Origin of the sequence: Methanobacterium sp. SMA-27 (assembly GCF_000744455.1) — an archaeon.
In the GTDB taxonomy this organism is placed as follows: Archaea; Methanobacteriota; Methanobacteria; order Methanobacteriales; family Methanobacteriaceae; genus Methanobacterium_B.
This window is the reverse complement of the sequence record NZ_JQLY01000001.1, coordinates 1,776,551-1,790,037: the sequence shown is the minus strand read 5'-3', so window position 1 is coordinate 1,790,037 and position 13,487 is coordinate 1,776,551. Positions and strand designations below refer to the sequence as shown.

Sequence of the window (13,487 nt, the reverse complement as noted above, 5' to 3'; positions counted from 1 at the left end):
TTAACAAATAATTAAATTTCTAAATTTATTTATTGGAGCGATGGATAATGAAACCTTACAATATTTATATTTCAGGGGTTGGAGGGCAGGGAATCATAAAGACTTCAACTGTTCTTGGAGAAGCAGCTATGAAAAGTAGTATGCCTGTTGTTATGAGCGAGGTACATGGTATGGCTCAGCGAGGTGGAGGCGTGTCAACTGAACTTAAGATTGGGGATGCATACAATCCCATAATAGAATATGGTTCAGCAGATTTGTTAATATCCTTTGAACCTATAGAAGCTTTACGTGCTATTCCAAAGTTAAGTCGTAAAACATCGGTGATAGTTAATACATCCACAATATATCCTTTTAACCTAAATGCAGGTGAATTTTCCTATCCTAAAATTGAAGATATTCTATGCGAACTTAACAATAAATCTATGAAAGTTTATGCATTTAATGCCGATCAAATTGCAAAGGAATCGGGGCATTTGCTATCAATGAACATGGTCATGCTTGGAGGAGCAGCTGCTGTAAAGGGATTTCCTCTTAAAAAAGAAGTTGTCATTGAGTCTATGAAGGCAAATTTGCCTGAAAAGAGTTTGGATATCAATCTGAATGCATTTGAACGTGGATTTGCTTCTATTAAATCATCCTAATTAAATAATTCCTTTCATTTATTTATTCCCGAATTTTAATAATTACAATTTTAATCATCTTTTTTGAAAATAAAAATGAAATAAAGAAGATAATTAAATGGCTAGGTTAATTTATCTTAATGTTGGAGAATACCTATGTGTGAGGGTGGGGATGAATCCAACCACTACATATAAATAATAGTTTAACAATAATTAATAGTATCGTATGCGATAACCAAGCATACTACACTTAATCTAATCAGTACCGTAGGAACTACGGAAATTAAAGCTTCTCTGAAAAAAACCACATTAGTGGATTTAATGAAGGAAGAAGCTCCTTCCGAAAGGGAGGGGTAGTTCACAACCCATATATTTCCTTTGCTGAAATTACTTTTGCTCCTCCATTTTGCAGTGCTTTAATTCCTGCGTCAATATTTTCAGGGTGCAAAAGTACAATTGCCATTTCTTCTTTTTCTTCTACAAATGCATATAAATATTCAAGATTGATATTATTATCATCCAGAATTCCAAGGATTACACCCAATCCTCCAGGATGATCTGCCATTCTTACGGCTATAACCTCTCCAATTTTCACAATGAAATTGTTGTCTTCGAGTAATTTTTTGGTTTCTTCAGGATCTGGAACAATTAACCTTAAAATTCCAAAATCTGAAGTGTCTGCTATTGATAAGGCTCTAATGTTTACTCCACCTTTTTCAAGTACATCTAATGCATTTTTCATCCTACCTTTTCTGTTTTCCAAAAATATAGACAACTGTTTTATTTTCATTTTAATCCCCTTATGATTTTGATACTGATAATCAGTTTAATATTACTCAGATTAAAGTTCCCTTTTATCAATTACTCTCACAGCTTTTCCTTCACTTCTAGGAAGTGTTTTAGGCTCGACAAGCGTTACTTTGACTCTTAAACCTATTTCGTTATGTATATAATTTTCAATTTTCTGTCTTATTCCCACAAGTTCTTTAATTTCATCTGAGAAAAGTCCTTCAGATGCTTCAACCCTTACTTCGAGTTCATCCATTAAATGTGGTCTTGTAACAATTATTTGATAATGGGGTTCCACTCCTTCAATTCTTAGAAGAGCCTTCTCAATTTGTGATGGGAATACTGAAACGCCTCTAATCTTCATCATGTCATCTGTACGGCCTGTAATTCGATCCATTTTTACAAGATTTCTTCCACACCCACACTTACCTCTTTTAAGCCGTGTAACGTCTTTGGTTCTAAAACGTATTAATGGGGTACCTTCACGAGTTAAAGTAGTTAAAACAAGTTCTCCTGTCTCTCCATCAGGCAATGTTTGAAGGGTTTCAGGATCAATTATTTCAGGATAGAAATGATCTTCGAAAATATGTAGACCTTCTTGTTCACTGCATTCAAGCCCCACACCAGGCCCCATTATTTCGGTGAGTCCATAAATGTTATAAGCGGGTGCATTGAATCGTTTTTCAATTTTTTGACGCATTTCTTCTGTCCACATTTCTGCTCCGAATCCAATGGCTTTAAAACCGAGATCTTCTGTTTTTACTCCTTCTTCTTCGATTTCTTCAGCTAGGTAAAGTCCATATGATGGAGTAAATATCATGACAGTAGTTCCAAAGTCTTGCATGATTTCAATTTGTCTTTTGGTTTGACCTGTTGAAATTGGAATTACAGTGGCTCCTATTTTTTGAGCACCATAATGAACACCAAAACCACCTGTAAATAAACCATAACCATGTGTATTTTGGATTATGTCATCATCAGTGACCCCTGCCATTGATAAACCTCTGGCCATGACTTCACTCCATATTTCTATATCTCCCCTAGTGTAGCCTGATACAGTAGGTTTGCCAGTTGTACCGGATGATGTGTGAACTTCTACAATTTCTTTTCTAGGAACTGCAAACATTTCAAAAGGATAGGCTTCCCTTAAATCATCTTTCGTTGTAAAAGGAAGTTTTTCAATGTCTTTAAGAGTTTTTATATCATCTGGTTTTATGTTCATTCCATCTAAACGCTTTTTATAATATGGAACATTATTATATGCATTTTCAACTGCTTCCTTTAACCTTTTTAATTGTAAATTTTCTTTATTATCATCAGACATACATTCTGCTTCTTTATTCCAGATCATATTATCCCCCATAATATCCCAAATAAATTATAATCAGTTATTCATGATTAAAATGATGATCACAATTAACTCCCTTGAAATTTCCATGTTTGAATTTAACTGATGGATTAATAAAAGTTTGGCATTTAAATTTTAATACTCATATTTTATTAAAATATTTCATTATCCATGCCAGTTGTATGCTGGATATTAAAAGTGTTCAATGCATTTGAGAAAAAGTTTTATACACTCTTTATAAATTAGATTAATATTAATTAAGAATTACAAAGATTAGATACATCAAATGGATCTTAGGTGGTCATTAAGTTGTTTCTGGTATTGTGAGTAATAAGTAACAATAGATATTATTATGTTAAACGGAGGGGTATTGTGAACATTTTTATGTTGAGTATAATTGTATTGTTTTACCTCCTAATGGTAGGTTATGTAGGTTATGTAGCTTGGAGACGAACTAAGAGTTCTGAGGACTATATGGTGGCCGGAAGGAACACTCATCCCTACATAATGGCCCTAAGTTATGGTGCTACATTTATAAGTACCGCTGCAATTGTGGGTTTTGGAGGAGTAGCAGCAAATTATGGTTTGGGAATTTTATGGCTTGTTTTTTTAAATATTATCGTTGGAATATTCATTGCATTTGTTTTATTTGGTAAACGAACAAGGAAGATGGGACATAATTTAAATGCTTTGACATTTCCAGAGTTTGTTTCGCGTCGTTTTAACAGTAAATTCATACAGTATTTCTCAGGGGCAGTGATATTTTTGGGAATGCCTCTTTATGCATCTGTGGTTCTTATTGGAATGGCGAGGTTTGTTGAAACCACACTTCAGATAAATTACAGTTTTGCTCTTGTTGCAATGGCAATAGTAGTTGCAGTTTATGTTGTATTTGGGGGAATAAGGGGTGTAATGTATACAGATGCACTGCAGGGATCCATAATGTTCTTTGGAATGATTATTCTTTTAGGTGCTGTATACTGGATGTTGGGTGGAGTTATTGATGCAAATCAGGCTCTAAGTAATCTTGTAAATATTGTTCCTCAAAATGCAACTGCAAAAGCTGTGGCAACAGGATTTACTGGTTGGACATCCATGCCATCTTTTGGTAGTCCATTCTGGTGGACTCTTGTTTCAAGTCTTATACTGGGAGTGGGTATTGGTGTACTTTCCCAACCACAGCTAGTTGTACGATTTATGACTGTTAAATCTAATAGGGAGCTTAATAGGGCTGTTTTAATTGGGGGCATTTTCATATTTGTTATGACATTTGGTGCATACATTGTGGGTGCATTATCTAACTTGTATTTCTACCAACATACTGGTTTAACAGCGGTTCAAGCTTCGGGTGGAAACTTAGATACTGTAATACCAACTTTTATAGCTGCTGCAATGCCTTTATGGTTTGCATATCTTTTTATGATCACTTTACTATCTGCTGCAATGTCAACATTAAGTGCTCAGTTCCATGTTCAGGGAACAGCTCTTGGTAGGGATATTTATGAGACATTATCTGGTAAAACTGGAGGATCTTCCGTTCTTGTTGCAAGAGCAGGGATTGTTGTAGCTGTTATAATAGCTGTGATATTAGGATTTATTTTGCCAGCAAGCATAATAGCAGTTGGAACCTCAATATGGTTTGGAATAACTGCTGCAGCATTTCTTTCAATGTATGTTGCAGCATTATACTGGAAAAGAGTTACTAAAGCTGGGGCAATTGCAGGGCTTGTTTCAGGATCACTTACAAGCCTTTTCTGGTTATTATTTGGATTCAAGAAATCAGCAGAGGCAGTTGGGATATCAAAAGTAGTAACTGGAAAGACAGTTATAATAACAACTTTACCATGGCCTACTGTCGACCCTATTATTATTGCATTGCCCATTGCAATAATTGCAACAATAGTTGTAACATACTTAACTAAACCTCCTGAAAAGGAATTCATTGATAAGATATTTAATGGAGTGGAAAGAAAATAATTCCATTCCAAATATTTATTTTTCTTTCCCGGTTTTAAAATGAAGATAAAAGAGTTTAAAATAAAAAAAACTACACAGAAGAGCTGGAGTGAAATCTTTCAAAATCCACGTGATATAATCCTCGAAAGTTTCAAAACAGGTTCTGTTAAAATTAATAAAAGAGGAACCATCAACTTTAAGCATCCCAACGCTGACTACATTAAGGATCAAATACTCAATGTACCCATTATTTCACATTTAATTAAACACAATGAATTTGGAAATTATCTTATTGATGCCGGATTGGATGCAATGTACACATATGATCCACATGGAGGAGTCAAAGGAAAATTTGCAGATGAATTCTTCCAAGAGAAAAATGAAAATATTGGATTCCACCTGAAAAATAATAGAATAAAGCTTGAAAGTATTTTTCTAAGTCATTTACACCCAGATCACATAGCCGGTGCACGAGAACTGCCTAAAGAAATTCCTTACATTGTTGGAAAGGGAGAAATAGAACAATATCAGCCAGAAATATATGGAGATTTTTTAAAGGATATTGATACTTTATATGAAATAGACTTCTCCACATTAAATGAGATACCACCATTGGGTCCATGTGCAGATCTTCTTGGAGATGGATCACTATGGGCAATTTCAACTCCAGGACACACAAAAGGACATATTTCATATTTAATAAACGGTCTGGATGGGCCAATTTTACTTACAATGGATGCGAGTTTTATAAGTGACAATTTAAGACTTAAAATAGCCCCATGTGATTATACTGAAGATATATCTCTGGCACAAAAGACTTTAGAACAGATATGTGAATTTTTATTGGAATATCCTGAAGTCAAAGTACTTGCTGGCCACGAGCTTTTATAATAAGCATCAAGAAATAATCGATATTTCTCTGCTAAGTTTTTATTTTGTATATCACTAAAATTATGGGAGTTTATTGAGTTCTAAAATTAAAAATACATATCCCAAAAAAAAATAGTAATAGAAATTTTACTAATTCAAAGTATTCAATTAATTTATCAATTTGCATGATTTTAATTTCTAATGGATATTAATTTCATTATAAGAAGTTCAAAGTTTTTGTAATCATCATCATTAGTTTTAAATCGGATAACAAATCCTTCTCTATATTCTTTTGTATCTAATAACTTTTTATGAATTTTTTCCAAATCAATATCCTTTAGGAAGGTATTTAATTCACTTTTCCTGATTGCCATACTTATTTTTGAACTCATTCTTTAATGGTGTAATATAGAAAAGTGCTTTTTTATTATCATGAACTTTTAACATCCACCCGCTTGTTTTAGAGAAATTCCAGTCTTTAATATAGGAATCTGAAATATCCATCAGTTCTTTGAAATATCTGTAACTTTCTCCAAATGCATTTTGCAACGATTCTTCAGCTGGCTTAGGTTGTTCTGCAATAAAAACCCTTTCTTCCATATTATCTCCTAAAAAATTTCTGTCAGAAATTACATATTTGATATTGTTGGGTGTTCTCAAACATATAATTGAATTTATTTCATTAAAAAGTCTAAAATTACTCTGACCATAGGAGGTTCTATATCAATGTCTACCGATAAGTTAGGCCCTTCATCAAGATAGAGGTCTGTTAATATAAAATCATCATTTATTTCCCTACCATCAAGAGCTGAAACGGTTTGTATGTTAAAAACATTGTCTTCACCATTTTCAAAAAAATCTACAACTTTGTTTGTGTCTGGTCCAACAATTCGCATAATAACCATAAGATGTTTCTCTGTAGAAAAATGGAAATCCTTTACAAAACCTTCTGGTACTATTAAATCCTTTGGTAAACCTTCAATTTCTTTACTGAAAGTAATTGGTTCAGATATGTATGCCAAAAATATCACCCCATAATTGTATGTTGTTAATTGCTATAATTTTTGTTTTTTAACATAATTAAATTTTACAATATATGATTTTTCTATTTATTGATGTCTGGAACCGGATAATATCATGCATTTCCAACAATAAAATTTTATATTTAACTAATTATATATAATACAACAGAATTAGAGGTTTGTTGGATAAACATGGAGGTTAAAATATGCAAAAAATGGGCATTGCAATAATTCTTATTATTCTTGGTCTAATTGTTTTGGCATTTCCTGTTTTAGGAGTTGTACCTGCAGCTGTAATCACAGGATTTTTAGTCCTTCTTTTTGGTCTAGGGATGCTATTTGGAGGATTATTTGAAATTAGTGAGAGTATAAGTCTAGGAATTCTAGAGATACTTCTGGGTATAATAGCATTGATTCTTGGAATAGGTTTTATCTTCAACCCGGCTCTTTTTGCTTTCTTAGCAGGATTAATTATATACATTGTAGGTATATTCTTTGTGATAGCGGGTATAATCGGTGTAATCACAAAGGCTGGAAATAGTAGATGGAATGGTGTAGTATCAATTATTATTGGTTTATTGTACATAATCGTAGGATCAATAGTAACCAACCCAATCTATTTAGGAATATTAATTGGTCTGTGGCTGTTAATCATGGGAATAATAATGTTATTCCAAAATGATTAAGCCAACTACATTCCAATAATTTTTTTTATTTTTAAACTAATTTATAAAAATTAATTTTCATAAATTTTTGTTTAATAATGTACATTTCCAAATTTGATACTGAGACTTCTCTCCATATTTGCTGTCAAAACTGCAGTTGCAATAGAATTAAGTTTAGACTGCGATGTATCAGCACGGGAAGTTAATACTATTGGAGCGGCAGCACCTATAACCACACCTGCAAGGTTACCGCCAGTAAGGTAAACATGGGCTTTACATAATATATTACCTGCCTCAATTGAGGGAACTACTATAATATCTGCTTTACCTGCTACTGGCCCACCTATTCCTTTATGTTCAGCTGCCCAAGGACTTATAGCATTATCAAGTGCAAGAGGTCCATCTATAATTTTACCACTGAACTGGCCACGTTGACTCATTTTCGCAAGTACTGCTGCATCAATTGTTGATGGCATTTTAGGGTTAGCAAGTTCTATTGCAGTAGTAATGGCTACTTTAGGTTCTTCTATTTCAAAAATATTTGCAAGGTATATTGAGTTTAATATTATACTACATTTAGTTTCTAGATCGGGGTATATGTTCATAGAACCATCTGTAATAAAGAGTAATCGCCTAAGTGCTGAGCTTTCAAGTACATACACGTGGCTCATTACTTTACCAGTTCTTAAACCATTATCTCTGTCTAATACTCCACGTAAAAAATCGTCTGTATTCACAAAACCTTTCATTAATATATCTGCTCTGTTACTTTTAACAAGTTGTACGGCCTTTTTAACAGCTTTTATATTATTAGGTTCGTTGTAAATTTTATTTTCATTAATTTCAAATCCTTCATTCTTTGATATGTCTAATATTTTTTGTTCATCACCTACAAGTATATAATCTGTGATATTAAGGGCATCTGCTTTTGTAACTGCTTCAAGAACCGTTGAATCATGTGCTACCGCTACAGCTATCTGTTTTTTTGGATGTGATTTTATTTTATCAAAGACCTCTTCAAACTTGGTGATCAAATTTTAACCTCCTAAATAAACTCAAAATATCCTTAATAAATGTAATTACAGGTTATAAACATAAATTGGGATTTAAATCACTTAAATAAAAACTATTACTAATTTACCATTGGAAAACTATTATTCCAATTTAAATAATCCAATTAATTTTCTTGATTAGTTATGTTGTTAATAATATTTAATAATTGAAGATATATTAAAATTTATTCAGAAGTCTTATGAAAAAGTTGAACTATTTTAACTAAACCTCAGAACTAATAGAAAGATTTAAAAGGTTTTTAGATTTAACATTATTAATGTATATAGTTAATAAAAATTCAATCTTAATGGAGGTGCGACAGTGGTTTTGGGAATAAGCGACCCCTGGATTTCGGCTGCATATATCGGTTGTATCCTTGCAACGCTTTTATGTGTAGTTTATGGTATTATTAACTGGAATAAGGGCGGCGACGATGAGAAAGGGCAAATTTCTGAAGAAATAGCATGGCATGATAAAGAAAAGGATATGGAAGAAAAAGAACTCGGATTATGGGATGAAGAGGGTTAGGAGTTTGATTTAAATGGATTTGTTCATACTCAGTATAGTAATTTTAATTTACCTCCTCATGGTCTTCTACGTTGGTTATGTTGCATGGAAACGAACCAAAAGTTCTGAAGACTACATGGTTGCAGGCAGAAATACTCATCCTTATATTATGGCATTAAGTTATGGTGCAACTTTCATAAGTACCGCTGCGATTGTTGGTTTTGGGGGAACAGCAGGAGTTTATGGTATGGGTCTGTTATGGCTCACATTTTTGAACATCTTAGTTGGAATATTTATAGCATTTGTATTCTTTGGGAAAAGAACCCGAAAAATGGGGCACAATTTAAGTGCATTAACATTCCCAGAATTTTTATCAAAGAGATTTAATAGTCGTTTTATACAATATTTCAGTGGGTTGGTAATATTCCTAGCAATGCCCCTTTATGCAGGGGTAGTTTTGATAGGTATGGCCAGATTTGTTGAAACAACACTGGGCATTAACTACAATATAGCACTGGTTGCAATGGCAGTGATAGTTGCTGTTTATGTTGTTTTCGGAGGAATTAGGGGTGTTATGTATACTGACGCCCTTCAAGGAACCATCATGTTCTTTGGAATGGCATTCCTTTTAGTTGCAACTTACTGGCTTCTTGGTGGGGTTGTTCATGCCAATGAATTACTTTCCGGAATGTCTGCAATGGTACCAGCCGCAGCATCAAGTACAGGGGCTACAGGATGGACGTCGATGCCAACACTTGGCAGTGCCTTTTGGTGGACGCTGGTCAGTACGCTGATACTGGGAGTGGGAATAGGAGTTTTATCTCAACCACAACTTGTTGTAAGATTCATGACAGTAAAATCCAACAAAGAACTTAACAGAGCTGTTCTAATTGGTGGAGTTTTCATAGCCATGATGACAGGAACAGCATTTATTGTGGGTGCTTTATCAAATGTCTACTTTATGCAACATTCTGGACAGATAGCTATTCAAGCAGCAGGAGGTAATGCCGATAAAATAATACCTCTCTTTATATCAACGGCTATGCCTCTGTGGTTTGCATATCTGTTCATGATAACGCTAATGTCAGCAGCAATGTCAACATTAAGTGCACAGTTCCATGTTCAGGGAACAGCTCTTGGAAGAGACATATATGAAACATTATCAAATAAAGTAGGAGGATCCTCTGTAATGGTTGCTAGAGCAGGTATTGTTGTAGCTGTTTTCATAGCAGTCATACTCGGTTTTATACTCCCTGCAAATATCATTGCAGTAGGTACTGCCATGTGGTTCAGTTTGACAGCGGTTGCTTTCCTTGCCATGTACGTTTGTGCATTATTCTGGAAACGTACAACCAAGGAAGGTGCAATTGCGGGACTTGTTGTTGGAACAGTATACACAGCTATTTCATATCTGTTTATAAACCAGAAAGCAGCAGCAGCCCTTGGAGTATGCAAAGCTTTGACAGGTAAAGTGGTTTTAATAACAACTATGCCTTGGCCAACAGTAGATCCTTTGGTTATTGGTGTTCCTCTAGCATTTATATTAACAATAGTTGTTAGTTTACTCACTAAACCACCAAGTAAGGAAATACTAGACAAAGCATTTAAAGATGTGGGATAAATAAACCCATTTCTTTTTTTTATTTTTTTAATGTTATTTTTGAAATATTAAAATACTTGGAATAAAAAGAACTAATTTCTAACAATTAATTATTCCTAATAATATCTAGTTTCAATTTTGGTTATTTATAATAATAAAACATGCAGATTCCCTTTCTTTTTTAAAATAAAACTTTAAGTATAATATTAAACTTAAATAAGATCGTAATTTTGTAAGCTAATCATAGTTATATAAAGGTGAAACCATGAGGATAATAGAAGAAATTATTGGAAAAGAAGTTCTTGATAGTTCTGCAATTGTAATTGGTAAGGTGAAGGATGTAGAGGTAGATTTTGAAACCAAAACATTAGAAGCGTTTATACTTGGAAAGGGCGGAATTTCAGAGGGTCTTGGAATATCTAAGGGTGAAACAATAGTACCTTATGACATGGTAAAGAAGATTGGAGATAAAATACTTTTAAAAGACACCATCAAAGAAGGAGAAGGAACTGAACAGTAAATAAATTAAACTAATTTTTTATTTTATAAAAAGATTACAATTAAAATTATGTTTTATATAATCAACTAATTTTTTTTAGTAGGTGAATTAATTTGGAAGTTAGTGGTATCTGTAGTATATGTGGCAGACCAGGTAAAATGTACACATGCACTCTTTGTGGCAGCATAATCTGTGGAAAATGTTACAATATTCAAAAGGCAGTTTGCAAATCTTGTGAAAGTTTCAAAACTGGAGATAGCAATAAATCATTCAAATGATCATAATTTAATTAATTATATAAATCCAATATAAGTAATAATAATCTATATTTTCAAGTGATCCCCATGGAAAACACTAAAAATCAACTCATAAAACTTCTGAAAGATAACCATGTAGTGAAATATGGAAAGTTCACCCTATCTTCGGGTAAAGAGAGCAACTACTATGTTGACATGAAAAGAGCCATAACAGACCCTATAATCCTTTCAAAGGTAGCTGAAATAATATCTGAAAAATTAGATATCAATGATACGGATAAAGTAGCAGGACCTGCACTTGGAGCTATTCCAATAGTTACTGCTGTTTCTATTTTGTCATCAATCCCTATGCTGATGATAAGAAAGGAAAAAAAGGATTATGGGACTTCAGAACTAATTGAAGGAGACCTTAAAGAGGGTGATAAAGTTATTGTTCTTGAAGATGTTACAACTACAGGGGGTTCCCTTATTAAAGCTGTTAAAGCAGTATCAGAAAATGGGGGATTGGTTAAAAAAGCATTTGTAATTGTTGATAGAGATGAAGGAGCAATTGATAATTTAAAAAGGGAAGGAATTGAATTGGAACCTTTAGTTTCAGTAAATGATTTCTTGTAAATGACAATTTTTTTTATTTTCAATATAAAAGATTCCTATGATCCCTCATGCATATGTTTTACAAGATGTTTTAATTCGGGTGTGATGATCTTTAAACCAGTATTTACAGCGTTTGGAGAGCCAGGTAATGAAATAATTAGTGTACCTTTATAAACACCTGCAGTTGCACGACTTAATATTGCTCCTGTACCCAGTTCTTTGTATGATTCATATCTGAATATTTCACCAAAACCAGTAATTTCCTTTTCTAAAAGTGGTTTTAAAGTCTCAATTGTTATATCTCTAACCCCAATACCAGTGCCACCAGTTGTGATTATCACATCTGCATCACGCTCTTTTATTATGTCCTCAACAGTCAAAAGTAGTAGTTCTGAATCATCAGGAATTACTGAATAGAATACTAATTTGTGTTCTTTTTTCAGTGAATCTATTATTAAGTTACCAGATATGTCGGTGGTTTTATTTTCTAAAAAATCTTTATGTTTACTGTCACTTAATGTAATAATTCCGAATTTTATTGATTTAGGTACATTCTTCTTGTGTTCTTCCATGCTTTTACTTTTCATAGGATCACCTATTGATTGATATAATATGGTTAATTATTTTCAATCTAAATTCATTATAAAAGTTTTTAAAATATATTTTGTTTATTGGAATTTAAATTATTTTGCAATTTAAATTGGGCATCTAATATTAATCGAAATAGAATATACAAAGAAGAGTTTATTATTAAAAAAACTAGTTAAATGATGTTAATTTATTCCTTATGGGGTGAGGGAGGGCATTAGGTCCAAATCGGAGGCGGTTAATTTTTTGCGAAAAAAATTAAGAGGAGTCTAATTATACCCTCCCTCATAGGTAGGGTATGTTTTTTATAACATAAAAACTTTTTCACATTGGCCCTTAAAATTATAAAAAGCGATCTTTAAGCTCCAATAATTAAAATAAAAGAGTAAACAGGAGGTTTTTTGATTTAATTATTTATGTTTATTTTTTACTTTTCATTAAAACTAATCAATTTATATTATTTAAAGAAGAAATAAATGAATATATGTACCATAAAGTATATGTTCTTGATGCATCTGCAATTATAGGTGGTTTTTCCTCAAAAAAGTACCAGAATTTTATTACAGCATCCGTTATTTCTGAGATAAAAGATTTGAAATCTAAATTGATTCTAGAATCTGCAATTGAGCAAAGATCTATACGGATTTTGGAACCTGAATTAATAGATATTAAAAATGTTTCTAAGGTTATAATAAAATCAGGGGATGTATTAAGACTTTCTGAAGCCGATAAAAATCTTGTAGCACTTGCATTTAGACTTAAAAGAGAATCTATGAATCCTGTAGTCGTTACAGATGATTATTCGATGCAAAATGTTCTTAAAATAGTTGAAATGCCCTACAGGAGTGTTTTAACCGAGGGAATTAAGGGGATATATGGGTGGGTAAAGGTGTGCAAGGGATGTAAAAAAAAATACCCTCCAGAATATATGTATGATGAATGTGAAATATGTGGAACTCGTATTATAAAAAAAAGGTTAAAAAAATAGTTTAAATATAAAATACTGAATTAGAATAAGCTCATTTTTTGAATCATCAAATATTCATGTTTTTATCAGATTATGTTAAAATATTATGAATTTTTTTTTATAGATAATTATAAAAACACTTAAACTCAAAA

General features: G+C 32.6%; 17 protein-coding genes. 10 read left to right on the top strand and 7 right to left on the bottom strand.

Annotated features, from left to right (window positions below; genetic code table 11):
- Positions 1 to 47: 47 nt before the first annotated feature.
- Positions 48 to 641: an indolepyruvate oxidoreductase subunit beta gene (locus tag DL91_RS08930; RefSeq protein WP_048191157.1), complete on the top strand. Its 594-nt coding sequence runs from the start codon at positions 48 to 50 to the stop codon at positions 639 to 641.
- Positions 642 to 978: 337 nt separating this feature from the next.
- Here DL91_RS08930 and DL91_RS08925 read toward each other — a convergent pair whose 3' ends face one another.
- Both DL91_RS08925 and DL91_RS08920 read right to left on the bottom strand, forming a co-directional pair.
- On the bottom strand, positions 979 to 1,410 hold the full coding sequence (locus DL91_RS08925; RefSeq protein ID WP_048191156.1) for an ACT domain-containing protein: 432 nt from the start codon (positions 1,408 to 1,410) through the stop codon (positions 979 to 981).
- Between the two features lie 51 nt (positions 1,411 to 1,461).
- Positions 1,462 to 2,760 (bottom strand): phenylacetate--CoA ligase family protein, encoded by a 1,299-nt coding sequence (locus tag DL91_RS08920; protein ID WP_048191155.1) that lies wholly within the window; start codon positions 2,758 to 2,760, stop codon positions 1,462 to 1,464.
- A gap of 381 nt (positions 2,761 to 3,141) precedes the next feature.
- Here DL91_RS08920 and DL91_RS08915 point away from each other — a divergent pair, with 381 nt between their 5' ends.
- Positions 3,142 to 4,734, top strand: coding sequence for a sodium:solute symporter family protein (locus DL91_RS08915; RefSeq protein WP_197050672.1), 1,593 nt, complete (start codon positions 3,142 to 3,144; stop codon positions 4,732 to 4,734).
- 39 nt (positions 4,735 to 4,773) lie between these two features.
- On the top strand, positions 4,774 to 5,604 hold the full coding sequence (locus DL91_RS08910) for an MBL fold metallo-hydrolase (protein WP_048191153.1): 831 nt from the start codon (positions 4,774 to 4,776) through the stop codon (positions 5,602 to 5,604).
- 170 nt (positions 5,605 to 5,774) lie between these two features.
- On the opposite strand, the gene DL91_RS08905 is transcribed toward DL91_RS08910, so the two are convergent.
- The 3 genes from DL91_RS08905 to DL91_RS08895 all read right to left on the bottom strand — a co-directional run bounded on the left by DL91_RS08905 (position 5,775) and on the right by DL91_RS08895 (position 6,614).
- A complete protein-coding gene (locus DL91_RS08905) occupies positions 5,775 to 5,957 on the bottom strand; it encodes a hypothetical protein (protein ID WP_048191152.1) in 183 nt (60 codons plus the stop codon).
- The gene (locus DL91_RS08900; RefSeq protein ID WP_048191151.1) at positions 5,938 to 6,183 is read right to left on the bottom strand and encodes a DUF3788 family protein; all 246 of its coding nucleotides are present in this window, start codon (positions 6,181 to 6,183) and stop codon (positions 5,938 to 5,940) included. Before DL91_RS08900 ends, DL91_RS08905 begins: the two co-directional genes overlap by 20 nt.
- A 74-nt stretch (positions 6,184 to 6,257) precedes the next feature.
- On the bottom strand, positions 6,258 to 6,614 hold the full coding sequence (locus DL91_RS08895) for a hypothetical protein (protein ID WP_231551437.1): 357 nt from the start codon (positions 6,612 to 6,614) through the stop codon (positions 6,258 to 6,260).
- Between the two features lie 197 nt (positions 6,615 to 6,811).
- On the opposite strand from DL91_RS08895, the gene DL91_RS08890 reads away from it, so the two are divergent.
- Positions 6,812 to 7,291, top strand: coding sequence for a DUF308 domain-containing protein (locus DL91_RS08890; RefSeq protein WP_048191149.1), 480 nt, complete (start codon positions 6,812 to 6,814; stop codon positions 7,289 to 7,291).
- 71 nt (positions 7,292 to 7,362) lie between these two features.
- On the opposite strand, the gene DL91_RS08885 is transcribed toward DL91_RS08890, so the two are convergent.
- Complete coding sequence (locus DL91_RS08885; protein ID WP_048191148.1) at positions 7,363 to 8,304, bottom strand: bifunctional enoyl-CoA hydratase/phosphate acetyltransferase; 942 nt, start codon at positions 8,302 to 8,304, stop codon at positions 7,363 to 7,365.
- 340 nt (positions 8,305 to 8,644) lie between these two features.
- Between DL91_RS08885 and DL91_RS08880 the strand changes: the two genes are divergently transcribed.
- The 5 genes from DL91_RS08880 (at position 8,645) to pyrE (ending at position 11,801) form a co-directional block, all read left to right on the top strand.
- Positions 8,645 to 8,851 (top strand): symporter small accessory protein, encoded by a 207-nt coding sequence (locus tag DL91_RS08880; RefSeq protein ID WP_048191147.1) that lies wholly within the window; start codon positions 8,645 to 8,647, stop codon positions 8,849 to 8,851.
- 13 nt (positions 8,852 to 8,864) lie between these two features.
- Entirely contained in the window at positions 8,865 to 10,451 is a 1,587-nt protein-coding gene (locus DL91_RS08875) for a sodium:solute symporter (protein ID WP_048191146.1), read from the top strand.
- A gap of 244 nt (positions 10,452 to 10,695) precedes the next feature.
- Positions 10,696 to 10,950: a PRC-barrel domain-containing protein gene (locus DL91_RS08870; protein WP_048191145.1), complete on the top strand. Its 255-nt coding sequence runs from the start codon at positions 10,696 to 10,698 to the stop codon at positions 10,948 to 10,950.
- 92 nt (positions 10,951 to 11,042) lie between these two features.
- On the top strand, positions 11,043 to 11,207 hold the full coding sequence (locus tag DL91_RS08865) for a hypothetical protein (RefSeq protein WP_048191144.1): 165 nt from the start codon (positions 11,043 to 11,045) through the stop codon (positions 11,205 to 11,207).
- A gap of 66 nt (positions 11,208 to 11,273) precedes the next feature.
- Complete coding sequence (gene pyrE, locus DL91_RS08860) at positions 11,274 to 11,801, top strand: orotate phosphoribosyltransferase (protein WP_156096062.1); 528 nt, start codon at positions 11,274 to 11,276, stop codon at positions 11,799 to 11,801.
- Positions 11,802 to 11,836: 35 nt separating this feature from the next.
- Here pyrE and DL91_RS08855 read toward each other — a convergent pair whose 3' ends face one another.
- Positions 11,837 to 12,367, bottom strand: coding sequence for a molybdenum cofactor biosynthesis protein B (locus DL91_RS08855; protein ID WP_048191143.1), 531 nt, complete (start codon positions 12,365 to 12,367; stop codon positions 11,837 to 11,839).
- 485 nt (positions 12,368 to 12,852) lie between these two features.
- Between DL91_RS08855 and DL91_RS08850 the strand changes: the two genes are divergently transcribed.
- Positions 12,853 to 13,356: a ribonuclease VapC gene (locus tag DL91_RS08850; protein ID WP_048191142.1), complete on the top strand. Its 504-nt coding sequence runs from the start codon at positions 12,853 to 12,855 to the stop codon at positions 13,354 to 13,356.
- Positions 13,357 to 13,487: the final 131 nt, after the last annotated feature.